Origin of the sequence: Parasphingorhabdus cellanae (assembly GCF_017498565.1) — a bacterium.
Lineage (GTDB): Bacteria > Pseudomonadota > Alphaproteobacteria > Sphingomonadales > Sphingomonadaceae > Parasphingorhabdus > Parasphingorhabdus cellanae.
The window spans coordinates 1,432,024-1,447,698 of sequence record NZ_CP071794.1 but is presented as its reverse complement, the minus strand read 5'-3'; the positions used below and the strand labels follow the sequence as shown (position 1 = coordinate 1,447,698).

General features: G+C 49.0%; 16 protein-coding genes and 1 tRNA gene. 9 read left to right on the top strand and 8 right to left on the bottom strand.

The window, feature by feature from the left end:
- Positions 1-16 precede the first annotated feature (16 nt).
- The 4 genes from J4G78_RS07115 (at position 17) to J4G78_RS07100 (ending at position 2,641) form a co-directional block, all read left to right on the top strand.
- Complete coding sequence (locus tag J4G78_RS07115; RefSeq protein ID WP_207989647.1) at positions 17-1,414, top strand: SH3 domain-containing protein; 1,398 nt, start codon at positions 17-19, stop codon at positions 1,412-1,414.
- 72 nt (positions 1,415-1,486) lie between these two features.
- The gene (locus J4G78_RS07110) at positions 1,487-1,885 is read left to right on the top strand and encodes a hypothetical protein (RefSeq protein ID WP_207990879.1); all 399 of its coding nucleotides are present in this window, start codon (positions 1,487-1,489) and stop codon (positions 1,883-1,885) included.
- Positions 1,885-2,088: a helix-turn-helix transcriptional regulator gene (locus tag J4G78_RS07105; protein WP_310737256.1), complete on the top strand. Its 204-nt coding sequence runs from the start codon at positions 1,885-1,887 to the stop codon at positions 2,086-2,088. Before J4G78_RS07110 ends, J4G78_RS07105 begins: the two co-directional genes overlap by 1 nt.
- A 130-nt stretch (positions 2,089-2,218) precedes the next feature.
- Positions 2,219-2,641 carry a cupin domain-containing protein gene (locus tag J4G78_RS07100; RefSeq protein ID WP_243457263.1) on the top strand — a complete coding sequence of 141 codons (423 nt, stop codon included), beginning with the start codon at positions 2,219-2,221 and terminating at the stop codon, positions 2,639-2,641.
- 9 nt (positions 2,642-2,650) lie between these two features.
- Here J4G78_RS07100 and J4G78_RS18375 read toward each other — a convergent pair whose 3' ends face one another.
- The 4 genes from J4G78_RS18375 to J4G78_RS07080 all read right to left on the bottom strand — a co-directional run bounded on the left by J4G78_RS18375 (position 2,651) and on the right by J4G78_RS07080 (position 5,714).
- The gene (locus tag J4G78_RS18375) at positions 2,651-2,851 is read right to left on the bottom strand and encodes a LytTR family transcriptional regulator DNA-binding domain-containing protein (RefSeq protein ID WP_207990514.1); all 201 of its coding nucleotides are present in this window, start codon (positions 2,849-2,851) and stop codon (positions 2,651-2,653) included.
- 254 nt (positions 2,852-3,105) lie between these two features.
- Positions 3,106-4,449, bottom strand: a complete 1,344-nt coding sequence (locus J4G78_RS07090) for a type II toxin-antitoxin system HipA family toxin (protein ID WP_207989645.1) — start codon at positions 4,447-4,449, stop codon at positions 3,106-3,108.
- Positions 4,449-4,700, bottom strand: coding sequence for a helix-turn-helix domain-containing protein (locus tag J4G78_RS07085; protein WP_207989643.1), 252 nt, complete (start codon positions 4,698-4,700; stop codon positions 4,449-4,451). The genes J4G78_RS07090 and J4G78_RS07085 overlap by 1 nt, the downstream gene beginning before the upstream one ends.
- A 384-nt stretch (positions 4,701-5,084) precedes the next feature.
- Positions 5,085-5,714 (bottom strand): helix-turn-helix domain-containing protein, encoded by a 630-nt coding sequence (locus J4G78_RS07080; RefSeq protein ID WP_207989642.1) that lies wholly within the window; start codon positions 5,712-5,714, stop codon positions 5,085-5,087.
- Between the two features lie 276 nt (positions 5,715-5,990).
- Between J4G78_RS07080 and J4G78_RS07075 the strand changes: the two genes are divergently transcribed.
- A complete protein-coding gene (locus tag J4G78_RS07075) occupies positions 5,991-6,263 on the top strand; it encodes an HU family DNA-binding protein (RefSeq protein WP_207989641.1) in 273 nt (90 codons plus the stop codon).
- Between the two features lie 388 nt (positions 6,264-6,651).
- Here the strand turns inward: J4G78_RS07075 and J4G78_RS07065 are convergent, their stop codons facing one another.
- Together J4G78_RS07065 and J4G78_RS07060 are read right to left on the bottom strand one after the other, a co-directional pair.
- Positions 6,652-7,872: a tyrosine-type recombinase/integrase gene (locus J4G78_RS07065; RefSeq protein ID WP_207989639.1), complete on the bottom strand. Its 1,221-nt coding sequence runs from the start codon at positions 7,870-7,872 to the stop codon at positions 6,652-6,654.
- Between the two features lie 162 nt (positions 7,873-8,034).
- A tRNA-Glu gene (locus J4G78_RS07060) sits at positions 8,035-8,105 on the bottom strand.
- A 214-nt stretch (positions 8,106-8,319) separates the two neighbouring features.
- Between J4G78_RS07060 and repC the strand changes: the two genes are divergently transcribed.
- From repC to J4G78_RS07040, 4 genes are all read left to right on the top strand, one after another.
- Positions 8,320-9,534: a replication initiation protein RepC gene (gene repC, locus J4G78_RS07055; RefSeq protein ID WP_207989638.1), complete on the top strand. Its 1,215-nt coding sequence runs from the start codon at positions 8,320-8,322 to the stop codon at positions 9,532-9,534.
- Between the two features lie 422 nt (positions 9,535-9,956).
- Positions 9,957-11,264 carry a M24 family metallopeptidase gene (locus J4G78_RS07050; protein WP_207989636.1) on the top strand — a complete coding sequence of 436 codons (1,308 nt, stop codon included), beginning with the start codon at positions 9,957-9,959 and terminating at the stop codon, positions 11,262-11,264.
- 38 nt (positions 11,265-11,302) lie between these two features.
- Positions 11,303-12,676, top strand: coding sequence for an MFS transporter (locus tag J4G78_RS07045; protein ID WP_207989634.1), 1,374 nt, complete (start codon positions 11,303-11,305; stop codon positions 12,674-12,676).
- Positions 12,677-12,826: 150 nt separating this feature from the next.
- The gene (locus J4G78_RS07040; protein WP_207989633.1) at positions 12,827-13,633 is read left to right on the top strand and encodes an alpha/beta fold hydrolase; all 807 of its coding nucleotides are present in this window, start codon (positions 12,827-12,829) and stop codon (positions 13,631-13,633) included.
- 31 nt (positions 13,634-13,664) lie between these two features.
- Here the strand turns inward: J4G78_RS07040 and J4G78_RS07035 are convergent, their stop codons facing one another.
- Entirely contained in the window at positions 13,665-14,684 is a 1,020-nt protein-coding gene (locus J4G78_RS07035; RefSeq protein WP_207989631.1) for an SMP-30/gluconolactonase/LRE family protein, read from the bottom strand.
- 41 nt (positions 14,685-14,725) lie between these two features.
- Positions 14,726-15,664, bottom strand: a complete 939-nt coding sequence (locus J4G78_RS07030) for an alpha/beta fold hydrolase (RefSeq protein ID WP_207989629.1) — start codon at positions 15,662-15,664, stop codon at positions 14,726-14,728.
- Between the last annotated feature and the right edge of the window lie 11 nt (positions 15,665-15,675).

Genomic DNA, 15,675 nt, shown 5'->3' with positions numbered 1-15,675 from the left:
ATGATGGCGAGGCGAAATGATGAATAGAGAAGAGTACGACAAGCTGATGAAGCCATATTCACACGACTTTTCAACGCTCTATGAAGAGGTTTTTGGCGACCGCAAACGTTTGCAAGACATTCTAGGGGGTCGTTCACCATGTCAAAGTGCGGTGGATAGAGTTGCGCTTGGATTAGGGGAAAATGATAAGCTGAAAGCGATCACAGAGTCCAATTTAATGATACAGGAACAATTGGGCCGTATCTCAGAAATCTACCGGCGGGGCATTGTAGGTGACAGCATCTCTGCGGGCGTCATGTCCCACGCAGAGGAATTGGCAAAGATCCAAGATCGCATTTTTCCTGAACGCGTCGGATTGGCCGCCGCGGCCGGATTATCTGATGTTGTATCCAAAAGCTTATCCGGTTTGGAAAACGTCGGGCTGGATGAAGATGTGCTCGCCAGAATTGCAGACTCAACCTCAAGACTGACGCGTCAGATAGATCGCGACCTGCATCTCGGAACAGACAAATCCCTTTTTGGCAGCATGGCGGATTTTGACAAATTGTTTGAAGATCAAATGGCACCCATCCGGGATGCCATTTCGGGATTTGCAAAACCGTCATCGCTTGGTTTGGCAGCACTGACTGCTAGAGATATGGTTCCGCGTGGTGCCGTTGCCGGTATTTTCAAACAGATTACCGACCCTCTGGCGTTAGAGCGAGATTCCTTCTTTGAAAATTCGCTCAAAGGGCTGCAGGCTTTTGACCGACCTGACATTGAGCCTGATATCTTGGCAAATGCGATCGTAAAGGCTCATGATGAGGTCGAGAAGAGCAAAATGGGCGGCATGGGCTTGGAATTCGCCGTGGCCTGGATGACCTTCCTCATGCTGCTTGTCACTCTTTGGTCCGCATATATGCAGCGTGAAATGTGGCAGATGCAGGATGAAAGCTCAAAGGCCAATGAAAAGCTGAATGCTACCGTCGAACAGATCAAGAAATCTGCATCCGGTATTTCCAGCACTTTGAGGCAAAGGGCTGAAGATCAGCGCACAGTCCGGTATCTTCACGGAGATGCAGCTCTCAGGATTGAACCGCACAAGAGCGCTGAGGTGCTGCGCTATATCTATCCGGATCAGCTTATCAGGGTGGTGGATACGAAAGGGCATTGGGCCAAGGTAGAAATTCTCGATTACCGCACGGAAAAACCAGAGCGAGGATGGATAGCGCGATCGCAGTTGCGGATTAAACCGGTAGGTTTATATCACTCCCGATCAGCGTCGAAGCTGATCGTTCAGGAAGCCTCGGCACAAAAATTCGATTTTGATGATCAGGTCTCCAGCATGCCCTCCCTACGGTCTACGCATATGACGACCTTGAATCAGCACAGCAGTGCCTCGATGATCAAATTGCGCCTCATGATATCAGCTTAAATGGAAAGCTATCTTGACATTATATCAATATAATATATGGAAAGGAAGCTTTCCATAATTTGGAGAAACATGATGACTACCGAGAAGGCTACTTATCGCTATTTCAAGATATTGATTCCAGCCATGTTAATCTATTTGGCTGGTTCGATCGGCACAACATGGGCTGCGGACAATGTTTCACTGCCGCCACCGGCTTTATATGCGTTGGCTTGCGTACCGGTCGTATCAATATTCTTTGTCTTTTTTGCGCATTGGCGGTTTGCCGTAGAAGTGGATGAGTTCATGCGCCTTATACAAATCAAGGCCACGTTGTTTGGTGTCGCTTGCGTTATGACCGTCTCTTCAGGATGGGGCACATTCGAGATGCTGATAGATGCGCCGAAGCTCCAGGTGTTTTGGTTGTTGCCCATATTCTGGATATCACATTCCGTCGCTGTTGCGTTGATCTCCAAGAGAGAACAAATGTACTGATGCAAAACCGTTTGAAGATTCTACGTAAAGAGCGTGGATGGTCGCAAACAGTTTTAGGTGAGAAACTGGATGTTTCACGCCAGACAATAAATGCCATTGAGGCAGGGCGCTACAATCCGTCCCTACCACTGGCGTTCAAGATTGCGAGGCTATTTGAACGACCAATAGAAGACATCTTTCAAAGCAATTCAGAAGATATTTAGGATTGCAGCTCGGAGGAAGGTTAAACGACACTGAAAACCGATGGGTTGACGCAATCGGGGTAGCGCACCTTTGAGCTGCACCGGAAGAAACATGGGGTTTTAAATGCCACCGGTACAAGGACGGAACCATATGAGCCAAATGCACGCAGCGGACATAATCAAACATTTCGAGATGAAACCGCATCCGGAGGGTGGGCACTTTGTTGAAACCTTCCGTGACGATGCTTCAACGGCGATTTATTTTTTGCTGGAGGCGGGCGAATACTCTCACTGGCACCGAGTGCATGGTAGTGCAGAGCTTTGGCATCACTATGCTGGCGATCCGTTGGAGCTCGTGCTTTCGTCAGATGGAGAGGAGAGAAAGGCATACAATCTGGGTTTAAGATTTGAGAGGGGTGAAAGGCCGATGATAGTTGTGCCCGCAGGATGTTGGCAGATGGCAAGAAGTTTGGGTGCCTGGACTCTGGTCGGATGTACCGTTGCGCCCGGTTTCGATTTCAAAAATTTCGAGATGGCATCGCCAGATTGGCAGCTCGGTATGAACCGAGCTTAAGCTGGCGACTTAATGGAGCGAGGCACATGGTATCTCTGTATTCTGAAACGATAGCAGTTCTTCCAAAGCACTTTTGAACCTTGAAGAAACCGGGGCTTTCGATCCGTTTGACATAACCAGATCAGCCTTGCGACCGGAGCGCGAGAGCCTTTTAATTTCGGAACTGACAACCCACCAGGACTGAAGTACCTGAAAGGCACAGCGATAAATTTAACACCATTGGGTTTGCCTAGCGCCTTCACCATTCAAGCAGGTGTGGCCGATTGAGCGAGCAGCGTTTCGAGATTTAGATCATAGTTGGCAGTCATTAGTTCTGCTCTCTGCCATATCTAGAACCACTATTATATGGGTGCGGGTGAAGTTTGGTAATTTCTTTATTTCAAACTCTTTGAGTTGCTCTAAATATGCACAATCTGGTCACTTCAATATGACCAGGTGAACACATTTCGGTCACCTGTACATGCTCAAATTTCTGCAAAAGCGGTTTTGAGTTGGCTCATCCGATCTTTAATGGCTTTGGAGATACTCTTGTGAATATTCGTGTGAAAGGCTTTCGGCATTCCCGCCAGAGCATAATCTAGCGCAATTGGTGCGTGCTCAATGATCTCATCTAGTGTCTTGCTAATCAGCGTCGGCCCGAGGCCGGCTTCCTTGGCAGTTTCTACAAAATGACGGCCGTGAACATCCAGTATCTTATATTTCCGGCTTCGTCCCACAGACATGGCGAGTTTATATTTGTTGTGAGCAATCTGCTTTTTGTCAAATACCGGTTGGGCTGAGAGCACATCATAAAACGGTGTGAGAGCAAATCCGCCACCGGGCTTTAGAAATATGCTGAAATTCTTACCATGTCCGTCAGTTGCGCTAATCAACCAAAATATGATCTGGCTTTTGAAAAAATCAGCTTGATCCTTCAGAGGATCGTCGCTGCTTTGTAATAGGTCTAATATATCGACTGTGCTTGGTCCATTTTCTCCACCTTGCACCGTGCTTTGATATTTTCGGCTGGAAGGAATACCGAGTGCCTGACAGCAATCTTCCTGGGGCAGTCTTATCAGTCGGCCATCATCTTGCCATTGGCGATCAAATCTCTCGACAACAAGTACCTTACGTGCGCCGAACGTCGCCACTTCCGTTTGTGCGACGTCCAAACCAAAGCCTTCCATAAGCTTTAAGCAATAATGCTCATTCTCAACGCTGTTGGTCATATCGATCATGCCACTTGCGCTGGGTATCTCTCCGATTTGAGGTTTTAGGATATGCGTTGTCGGCGTTGTACCTATCGGACGTTTCCATTGACCTTCCTGCCGAAGAAGGGCTGTTTTTTCCTGTGCGCCGGCTACCGAAATTCTAAATTCATGATCTTCATCGATGCCAAGCGGCGCTGCTTCAAGGTTGGCAAGCATCGCCTCTATTTCTAATTCGTTGATTGGCTCGCCTTCAACTTTTGCCCTCGCATCATGGTCCACACCATCGGGCAGAAATTGCATGGCTCCAACACAATCGCGGCCAATACGTTCCAACAGGCTGTATGAATCTGTGCCTTGCGCGCCGGTCCTTTCGGCGACACGCTGGCGCACTTTGTCGCTGTCAGGCAATAGATTGTCAAATACGGCGACAACCTGTTCGCCGCGAAACTTCGTTGGCAGTAATGGAAGTGATAGGGAGATTGGGAAGCGATGCTCCCAATCCAACCACATCCGATCATAAGTAAATCTGATCGCGCCGTCGGTTTGTTTTTCCAAACGACCTGCCAGCCTATTATTGATCAGGACATTGAGCGGTTCATGTGTTTTACGGCGAGCCATTAGAATATATCACCGATATTTTTTGACGCGGTTTTACTGCGCGACAGTAATGTCATTTGCATATCTAGCGCCGCCATAAGTGCAAAGACGGTTTCAATCTTTGTCGCTGGATTGCCATTTTCCACTTTAGAAATAGTTTTTTGACTCGTTCCGGTGAGTTTAGCGAGTTCGCTTTGAGACATGGCACGCTTAAAGCGCTGCTGTTGGATAGCGACGCCAAGTTGTTTTGGGGATCGTGCCATTTGACTCATGAATTTTTCTCCTGAGTCAGTTTATAACCCAAATGGGATAAATTGGCAATATCCCATTTGGGTTATAAATATGATTTATCCCAATTAGGTAATAATAATGAATTATCCCATTTGGGTTATAGGGTTGGGGCCAAGGATCATCAGACGGCTTAAAAAATGAAAGTCAAGGCAAATAAGCCTATGGCAAACAGCATTCGAGCACATATCCGCCCGGCTTCCTCAGCCATTGATTGGCCAAATCGTGATAGAAGGGACGTGTCAGGATGTTCCATCACACATCTGCCTTGAGAAAATCAGCGAACACCTGTTTGGCATCAATATGTGCCGGTACGAACAGACGTCCGATTTTTCGTGCCGCTGGGTTTGTCTCCAGTGAACGAAAGGCTATATTCCAACACGGGCCTCTTTCAATGCGACATCATTAGAAGACGCAATATAGGTGCCCATCAAACAAACCGCTTTGTGTGCGCGCTGCAAATCATCAACCACTTCAAGAACGTCTTTATACAACCGGCGCATTTTGAAGCTGCGTTCTCGCCTTTGTAAAAAAGCACCGTCTTGCGCGCGCATAAAACTTGTGAAGTCTAAATACTCACGCAACCCCTCAATATCATCTTGCGCGCATTCTCCCAGATCGCTGTCAAATATTACCAAGTCGGTAGATGTCAAATCACGAACGTGTTTTTGGTTTGTCATGGGCGCAACGACCACCTCGACTGTGCCTTTGAAGATATCCAAGGTTTTCTCGATATTCTCGGCAAGTTTTTCGACGCTGACAGGTGCGCGCGGTTCGGTAAATGCACCTGGTTTTTGACCGAGCGCATTCGCAACTTTATCCAAACTGTCATCGCTGACATGTTCTGCCCGCTCAATACGCTGGATCGTGGCCAGTGACACACCAGCCTGTGCCGCTAAAATATCCTGTTTCCAGTTCAAGAAACCGCGCTGCCATTTAACAAATGCAGCGAGTGTTTCTTTGGGCGGCAGGCGCTTGCGAGTAGATTGATCGGTCATGTTCTAAATATGATATGGAGTGTATGACAAAAACAGACCCAAAAAGCCTTCACCCCTTTTTTATGTTTGTTGACCTCAAGACCTCTGATGTGCTTGCCCTTTTCGAGTTGAACCACCTCTCTTGTGTCTCTGTTCTAATAAGACACGATATCCAAATTTAAGTTCGAATGGCTAAGCCGCTAGAAAAGATCGCAAGCTTAATGCTGGTAACGGCTGGAACTATTTGCAATAACAATTTGAACAGACCACCGGCAATTTAGGCAAAGAGGATACTCCATGAACAAACAGGAATTAGTGGATCAAGTTTCAGAGCAAAGCGGACTTAGCAAAACGGATGCAGGCAAAACGGTGGATGCGCTTGTCGATACGATTTCCGGAGCGCTGAAAAAAGGCGAGGAAGTGCGATTGGTCGGTTTTGGAACTTTCTCCACTTCCAAACGCAAAGCATCGACCGGCCGAAATCCCCAGACAGGAGAAGCCATCAAGATACCGGCATCAACACAGGCCAGATTCAAGGCCGGTAAAGGGCTTAAAGACGCCATTAACTAGCTCCAACTATTTCAAACCTTGAATTCGTGCGTCAGTTGCCCGTAACCTGCGATCAAGCGGTAATATAACAGTTCGCCAAAGGCGGTCATATTGGCCTGATGTTGCTTTCTGCAAATCATATGATTCTGGAACTTTTATATGTTTGCGAGTTTGGTTGATGTCACGCCGTTCGCCTCAGACAATCAGTTCCATAGAGTCCCTAAAACTCCCGCTGGAGCCAATTTCGGTAAGGATCCCGGTCGCCGTTCAATTGACGGGAATAGGTCGGTCCAAACTTTATGAACTGATTGCCGGTGGCCAACTTGAAACGGTTAAAATTGGTGCATCAAGACTAATTCTTGTTTCGAGTTTGAAGAAGCTTATCCGCCGATCCACGGAAGCTTAGCATCTATTTCTGTCCAAACTTTGGAGTCAATATCTCCGCGCCAGATCGCAACTGATCGAGATAGTCCGACCAATATTGCATCATTTTAACTCGCTCATCCCAATATTCTCCGCGAGCATAGGCGCTGCGTACCGTATTGCGGTCAACATGGGCGAGTTGCCTCTCTATGGCATCGGGGTTCCATTTACCCATTTCATTGAGCAATGTTGCGGCCATTGACCGGAAACCGTGACCGGTCATTTCATCTTTTGAATATCCAAGTCGCCGTAGTGCTGCGTTGATTGTATTTTCTGACATGGGCCGATTGGTTGATCGAATGGAAGGAAACAGAAAGCTGCTAAAGTCCCTATTCGTCTCGATAGCATTTATGATGTCTAGCGCCTGCCGAGAAAGCGGAACGGTATGCGCCCGCCGCATCTTGGTTTTTTCAGGCGGTATGGTCCAGAGGGCACGATCAAGATCAAAGTCACCCCACTCCGCATAACGCAATTCACCAGGGCGAACAAAAACATGCGGCAAAAGCTTTAATGCAGAGATTGTCGTGGCATGTCCTTCAAAGCCCTCAATCGCGCGCAGTAATGCGCCAGCTTCCGATGGCGTAGTGATAGCTGCCCTGTGCGTTACTTTGGGTACAATGAGCGCGCCTTTCAAATCGGCAGCGACATCGCGGTCAGCCCGTGCTGTTGCGATGGCATAGCGAAATACTTGGCTGCATGTCGCGCGGATACGTTTTGCAGATTCGTGACGGCCTCTCTTCTCGACCTTATGGAGAACGGCGAGCAATTCGTGGGGTGTGATCTCGGTAATTGGCCGATTACCCAATACATCGTAGGTAAAGCTAAGCAGCCAGCGGTTTTTTTTAAGCGTGACAGGAGATCGGCCTTCCTGCGCAATCTTGTCTATCCATTCATCGGCGACCGCACGAAACGTATTGGCGGCCGCTACGCTTGCAGCAATGCGATCCAGCTTCTGTTGTTCTGCCGGATCAATGCCGTTTGCTAAGCATTGCCGCGCTGCATCCTTCTTGGCCCTGGCATCACTAAGTTTGACTTCTGGCCATACACCAAATGCAATCGTTTTGAATTTTCCGTGGAACCGGTAGTTCATTCTCCAATAGCGACGCCCGGTTGGCAGAACGAGCAAATACAGACCATCTGCGTCTGCAAGCTTATACTGCTTGTTTCGCCCTTTTGCTGCTTTGATCGCTACCGCCGTCAGACCCATGAGGGTATCTCCTAAAGACGCCTCGGCGATATACCCTCAAATATACCCTCAATTTTTTCGGATATACCCTCATCGCCATGGACTAGGATGGATCTTATAACATAAAAAGTGTTGGGAAACAGCCGTTTCGTGGACGTTTGCGGACGTCTCCGGACTGTGAAATGGTGACCCCTACGGGAATCGAACCCGTGTTTCAGCCGTGAAAGGGGAAAAATGTTTAAATTCAACAGGCCATCCCCTTTTTATCAGGAATTCTGAGCTAATAGATTTCAATGAGTTAGCAGGTAGGGGGGACGAAATCTGGTTGCCAGATAAGCAAAGAAAAACCGCCGAAAGGGCTGCCACCCTTGTCGACGGTCGTTTCTTTAGCTTTGCAGCGCTATTGCTATACAACTCAGCAGAATCCGACGCAAGTAGAGCGTCAAAGGCTGGAACAGGAGGCACACTATGAGTGTTTCCTTGAAGCATCGGGGTCTTCCTAACGGAATTGGCAAGTTTGATCTACTAACGGTATTTGAGCAAGTAGCGAAGTCCGAATATCGGCTTTCTCGGACGGCGGTAATGCTCATTCGCCAGTACATTCTGGGGACCATGACTGATGATTATCAGCAGGGTCGTATTTGTGCTGTCTGGAAACAGGTCTCTCGAATTGCACGATCGATTTCTGTGACACCAAAGTCCATCAACAATGCTGAGCGTGAATTAGAATACGCTGGATTTATTGTTCGTACAACGGGTGTAAATGGGGCTCGCAATGGCGAGAGGTGCCATGGTGTCGTGCGATGGGCTGCTGGAATAAACCTCGCACCACTTATTGAACGCTTTGAAGAAATGAGCGCCAAACTAGAGGCACGGAGACTTAGCCATCTAGCAATTGATCAATGCCGCTCAGAAATTCGTTATATATCGCGATCAATCCGCGATAGCGGCGATGCCCAGCTGCGCGAACAAGCTGACGCAGTTCTGCCATCAGGCCGCACTTGTCGCATTAGCTCGCTCCAGAGACTTGAGACAATAAAGGCAGATTTGATTGCCATAATGGAAGCTATTGATGACAGGTCAGGCGCGACCAAAACTTCCGATGCATCGGAACAAAATAGGTCGCCTAATATACAAGATCAAAAATTAGAAAAAACTTGTAGGGCCGGGCCGGATAGCAAAGCGACGAAAATCAGTTTGAGGACGGTATTCGATATCGCATCACCAGACTACCGGAGTTTGATTCAAACTCCAGGAAGTATGAATACTTCAAATCTCGTGGAAGCGTCCGGAATGGCCTGTCACTGGTTAGGAATTTCTCAAAACATTTGGAGGAGTGCTTGTCACGAGTTAGGTCGAGAACGAGCAGCGCTATGTGTTATAATTATTGATCGCAATGCAAGATTAGATGAACATCACCGTTTTCGAGCTCGAGAACCCGGTAGGTGTCTTTCAGGAATGATCAGAATGTCGAAGAATGGAGGCTTTAACCCTCACAGTCTGTTTCGTGCTTGCCAAGGGCAAAAAAACGAAATTCCTTCCGCTGAAACCGAGGCAATGACTTACTTGCCATTCAAAAAGACTGATGGTGCTTCGGTATTTTCGGAATGTGTGAGGTCCATCGTGGATAATCTATCTGTTAGCGACTTAGCGAACAATCCACAGCAGTTAATCCCTGAGTGATGTTTTGGCTGCCCATTGTGTCCGCAATATCCCGAAAGCGGACATTAGCTTAGGTCGTTTCTAACGACAGCAATTGGGCCGTTAGCGGAATGTCTGCTTTTGGTTGGCTCCATCCTCCGGAAAGCTCTCAATCCCCTTACATCCAGTAGTTGATTGAGTTTGACCTCAAGTAAACCAAAGCGATCACTGAAAGTGAAAATAGCGGATTGCAACTCGTTGTCCCGGGGCCGTCTATCCAACAATCGCCATCGTTAGGGTCGTCGCATCAGTATGTCGGCAGTAATCGTGGATTCTTCACGGTGCTTGGCTGGCGGATATTCATCGCATTCATGCGCGCAAACACATTTCACACGCTAAGATAGGCAATCCAAACCGATGCAAAAGCTATTCTCGGTTGAAAGCTAAAATGGGCGAACAGCGCAGTGAAACTACATAAACCAGAACAGATAATTGAGCATGCGTTTGCAGCTGAAAAGTTGATCAATGTCGAGCGCGCTTATGAGGTCATGGACAAGTATGAATTGAGCGGAATCGTTGCATCGATTCCCCACAATATCTATTATATCTCTAGTCATTCCGGAATCATGCAGTGGATGGGCCGGCATTTCTCGACATTCGCCTATTTCCCGCGTGATCCGAACGCGGCACCTGCGCTTATCGCTCATGGCACCATGCTCTATCATTTTGATTATCGGCCAACCTGGATCGAAAACATTAAGGCCATTTCCGGACCCAGAATGGATGCTTCCGGCAATCCGATGTTCGGTGAAGATGGTCAGCCACTTGCTTCCCAGCGACCCGGTATCTGGAAGGTCCGTGAGAATGCCGAGATGTCACGCGGCGATAAAATCCAACTGGCATTCTTCGATCATTACACTGATCGAACTGTAGTCAACGCGTTGCAGGGTTTGCGAGAGGCTATTGTCGAAGGTGGATCGGCTCATTCTAAAGTCGGTTTCGACGATCCCCGGGTTGGACATTGGCTTATAGACATGGGGCTGAGCCAGATGGAGACCGTTGATGCCTGCAACATCTTCAAAGAGATCAGACAGGTCAAGACTCCGGTGGAGATAGAGCTGCTGAGGGCCGCCGCGCAGACTGGTGAGGCATCTTTAATGTCCGCCATCGGTCAGATCGAAGAAGGTCAATCGCTCGCGCAAATCGAGCATAATTTCTCGGTCAAATGGGCTGAGTTGGGTGGCACCGCCAAGTGGTTAATTGCCAATGTAAACGGGATCAATTCCGGGACTATTGAACGCGGCGACTGGATGAAACTTGATTCTGTCGGCGTGCTCAAGGGCTACACAGGAGATATTGGGCGGACAGTGATGATGGGTGATCCGCCGGACGAACTGGCGCGCCGGATTGAGGCGAATACCAAAGTCAGCAAAATGATTTATGATATGATCCGGCCGGGTATGCTGTACATGGAAGTGTTTGAGCTGTTCGGTGAGATGATGAAGGACGAGGGAGTGGAAAATGCCGTTGCTGGCCCGCATGATGTTGGGCTGGAGCACACGGACCATCCATTCGAAATAGGTACCGGTAATGTGCCCGGCGATCTTCCGTACACCGAGTTGAGGTTCCTTGAAGGTACGGTGTTTACCCTCGACATGCCATATAATGAAATCGGTTGGGGCACGACCCATGTTGAGGACATGATGGTTGTCCGCAAAGATGGGTGTGAATTACTATCGTCCGGCGATACTAGTTTGAAGGTTATCAACTAAATGATCACCTTCAATCTTTGTGTGGCGAGTATGGGCAGTTGACTATCAAGGCAGTGGCCGAAGACGGGCGAGACACCGGAAAAGTGGAAGGTTCTCTGGCAGCGAAAGGAAAGCTTCCCTTCCCTGTCGTATTCGGCTGGGGTCTTGGGTCGGTTGGTACATTAGTTTTACTCAACATCACCAACACCTTGGTTCTGAAATATCTCGTTGACATTGTTGGCGTTGCCGCTGCGATTGCCGGTACGATTATTGCCGCAACCAGGATTTTTGATGCCTTTCTTGACCCTTTTATGGGAAGTTTCAGTGATAACACGGTAAGCCGCTGGGGACGCAGGCGACCGTTCTTGCTGGCTGGTGGCGTAATGTGCGCCGCTGCACCCATTCTGATCTTTGCAGCCCCCTCGGCACTTACCGGTACGGCGGCCATGGCTTATATGGTGATGGCACTGCTATTCTATGCGCTTTCATATACGACCTTCAATGTGCCCTACATGGCAATGCCGGTTGAGATGACGCAGAACCATCATGAACGGACGTATCTTTTTTCCTTCAGAATATATGCGACCGCCATTGCGGGTGTGATTGGCGGTGCGATGGCCCCGTCATTGGTCGAATATTTCGGTGGTGGCCGCGACGGTTTCGCGACAATGGCTTATATTATGAGCGCTGTCATTTTGGCTGCATGCTTTGCGTCCTTCTACCTTACAAGAAACGCACCGGTCAGTGACGTCCCGGTAGCTGACAAGAGTCCCAAATTCACGCAGATTAGATATGCGCTTAGGAACAAGCCATTTCTGGCACTGATGACGGCAAAGATATTCCTTGTATCTGGTACTGGAATCGGTGGTGCTGCAATGGCATTTTTTGTTACTATTGTACTGGACAAACCCCTGTCATGGTTGAGCTTCTTCGTGATCGGCGCGACCATTGGGATGATGGGTTCACAAGTTGTCTGGCTTAAGATCGCCCGTGCTTTAGGAAAGCGCAAATGCTTTCTTATTTCGGCAGCCTTTTACATCATGGTAGTCCTTAGTTGGCTATTGGCGGGCCCTGAGGAAACACAAATTGCCGTTGCATTACGCGCATTCGCATTGGGCGTATTCGGTGGCGGCTTGTTGCTGACAAGTCAGGCTATGTTACCCGATACATTACAGCACGAGTTGGAACTGACTGGCGTCCAGCACGAAGGCGTGCTGACCGGCATCTACACCACTGTTGAACGCGGCGCGTCTGCGCTGGGAGTTGCGATAGCAGGCCTCGTTTTGGGTGCAGGCGGCTATGTCGGCGGGTTGGATTCGGCGCAGCAAAGCGCATCTGCGATCTCTGCAATCTATTTATGCATGGCAGTGTTACCCGCAGTGGCCGTGTTGTTAAGCTCAGCGGCTATCTGGAAATATGATCTGCCGGGTTGACCCTCAATCAATGGAGTGACGACTATATTTAAGCAGATATGGCACAATATACTAATCGCTATAGCATCCCTCTGGTTGCCGACTTCCGCACTAGCACAAGACTCTGATATAGCAGCTACCGAGCGCATATACTCTACGATCGAGGGTGCGATGGGTGTTCCATTGCTGGTGATGGAAACCGGAAATCGAAACGGGCCGCCTATATTGTTTATTCATGGCATGTCACAAAGCCATTTGTCCTGGGAACCGCAATTCAACAGCGAACTGGCCCAGAAGTATCGGCTCGTCGCTTTTGACATGCGCGGGCATGGCGGTTCAGGAAAACCTTGGGATGAACGTGACTATGCTGGATCACAAATTTGGGGCGGAGATGTTGCTGCTGTGATTGATGGGCTGGGCCTCAAGGACGTAACCATCGTTGCCTGGTCATTCGGTGGATTTGTGGCCGTGTCCTATGTCCGACATTACGGCACGCAAAATGTGCGCGCTATCAATCTTTCCGGCACGCTGGGCGGCCTGATTGAATTCCCACGAAAACCATCAAAAGACTATGACAAGATCCTCGAAGGATCAAAAATGCGTGGTTCGCTTGACCTACGCGCGAATATCGAAGGTTACCGCGCTATGCCAAATAGCTTTACCGCCCAACCGATGGCCGCCAAAGATCGGGAGACGGCATTCGTAACTGGTTTAATGAACCCGTCATATGTACGCCGGGCGATGAGAAAGCTACCGCTTCAGAATTACGATATGGTTGACAAAATTAATGTTCCGGTACTCATCACGGTCGGAACAACGGACCTCGAATGGCCAGATGATATTGCGGATCAGCTGGCCAGCGAACTGCCAGATGGACGTATCTCAACATATGACAACAAGGGTCACTTTCCATCACTTGAAGATGCTGGCCGCTTTAACCGAGAGCTAGATGAGCTAGTCAGGTCATCTCGAAAATAGGCCCACTAAGATACTTATGGCGAGATAATGTTCATTTGTTTTCATCTGGCTGGACGAAACTGATCCTGTCACCAAACGACGTGCCGAGCAAAAAACCGCTCCCCAAGGGTATGGCCACCGATGCGCCCGGCAGAAAATGTCCGGGATCGGAATAGACAGTTTTTACTTTATAAGGCATCTTTTTGGACGGGTCTCTGGTCATCGGGCTCACCGCAACAACGTCAAATGGAAACGCGCAGGGGGAAGTTGGTTCTGCACGGCACTGAGCAATACCGGTTATCGGCACGCCGCTATGTCCGGTGGTGATAAAGCCGTCGTTGGTCGGCGTAATATTGTCCGGCTGTATTTTGAGATCGACTTGCGTAGATTTGCCGTTAGCTAAGTCGATAAATATAATTGCCTGCTCATATGTACCGCCAACAGCGAGAGTTTTCCCATCCTTACTCACCGCAATACCATTGACGAAAGACAATGATGTATTGTCGACTTTTTGCCAACCGGCCTGTCGACTCCAACGGATGGCAAAACCGGTTGGCTGTCTTGCTGCAAATTTTTGCCTTAATGCGTCCAACCCTTCTTTGTTAGATGGAAGGTCAAACATGTGGCTGGCAAAAATATCTCCATCAGGTGCCAAAGCAACGTCATTCAATTGGTATCGTGCAGAAACATGCACGCAGCCGATCCAGTTTAGATGGGGATTTTTCTGGCCTGTGACTTCGAAGATTTCAATACGCGGCACGCCTGATATATTGATTACAGCGAAAAGCCGCTGGCCGTTGCTAGTTACAGAAGAATTACCGCGCGCGACAATGGCGCTGGGCGGGCCTTTGCAGGCGGCCCACTCTTTCCGGGGCTCACTATTTCCGTTGATGCTAAGTTTCCGGCGTTCGCCATTTTCTGGATTAAAAAGCACGATGGGCGTTTCACCCGATTGGCTGATCGCCATCCATTCGGTTCCTGGAAGTTTTACAATATCTTCGGGGCGTTCAAATTCGCAATATATCCCGTCGTGACAAGCCGGGATCCTTTTGGCACCATCGGTTATGATCACGGCAAGTGCCAACTGCCAAATAATGGCGGAAGGGATCGGTATCACTTTGGCTGTCGTGCATCGTTATCAAGCTCGCCGTTCAGAAATGCGACTAAGTCCTTTACCGTCAATTTCGGCTGCTCGAGCATCGGCATGTGCCCCGATTTTGGATATCGGATAAGGGTCACCGGTGCGTTAGCGAAAGCGTCAACGGCTTGCTGGGCAAATTCTGGCGGCAACACCACACCACTATCACCCCATTGTACCAGAACCGGCGCTTTCACGTCAGCATAAAGTTCTAACAGGGGCTTGGTCTTGTACATCTCTAGGTTAGTGCGAACATATTCATCGACCGCAGCATAACCGCCTGGGTTGTTGTTCATATCGGTGTACATCGTTACGACTTCGTCAGTCACATTAGCCGGGTCAGCGAAGATACCTTTCAGGATTTCGCGATAAAAGCTAGCAGGTCGATAATTCTTATTCCCCAGGTAAAGTGTGATCTGCTCTTGCAACTCGGGTGAGAGTTCCCTTGGGGGTGGCGGACCAAGCGGCAGCGTACTGACGGCAAGACGGTTGACCCGCTCGGGATAGAGAGCAGCAATATGAGCTGCTACGGTAGCGCCGTTCGACGTCCCGATCATATGAGCCGATGATATGCTCATTTTGTCCATAAATGCTTTGACCAATTCGGTACCGCGATCAGTGCCATATTGCCCGCTCGGGTCAGGAATCGACAATCCATATGGTGGCCAATCGAGACGGATGACGCGGAAGTTTTTCTTGAGCTCTTTTGCCCAGCGATCATACATGCGAAGATTGCCCAAATGACCGGGCAGCAATATCAATGTAGGCCCCGTTCCTTCATCGCGATAGTGCATCCTGACACCATCAATCTGAATAAATTGAGACGGCGAAGTTGCATACCGTGCTTCGAGTTTTTTGGCGGTTGGTACTGCAAGGGCTGTGGTGTTGTCATCAACGAATTCCTTATCTTCCATGGTGGAGCAGC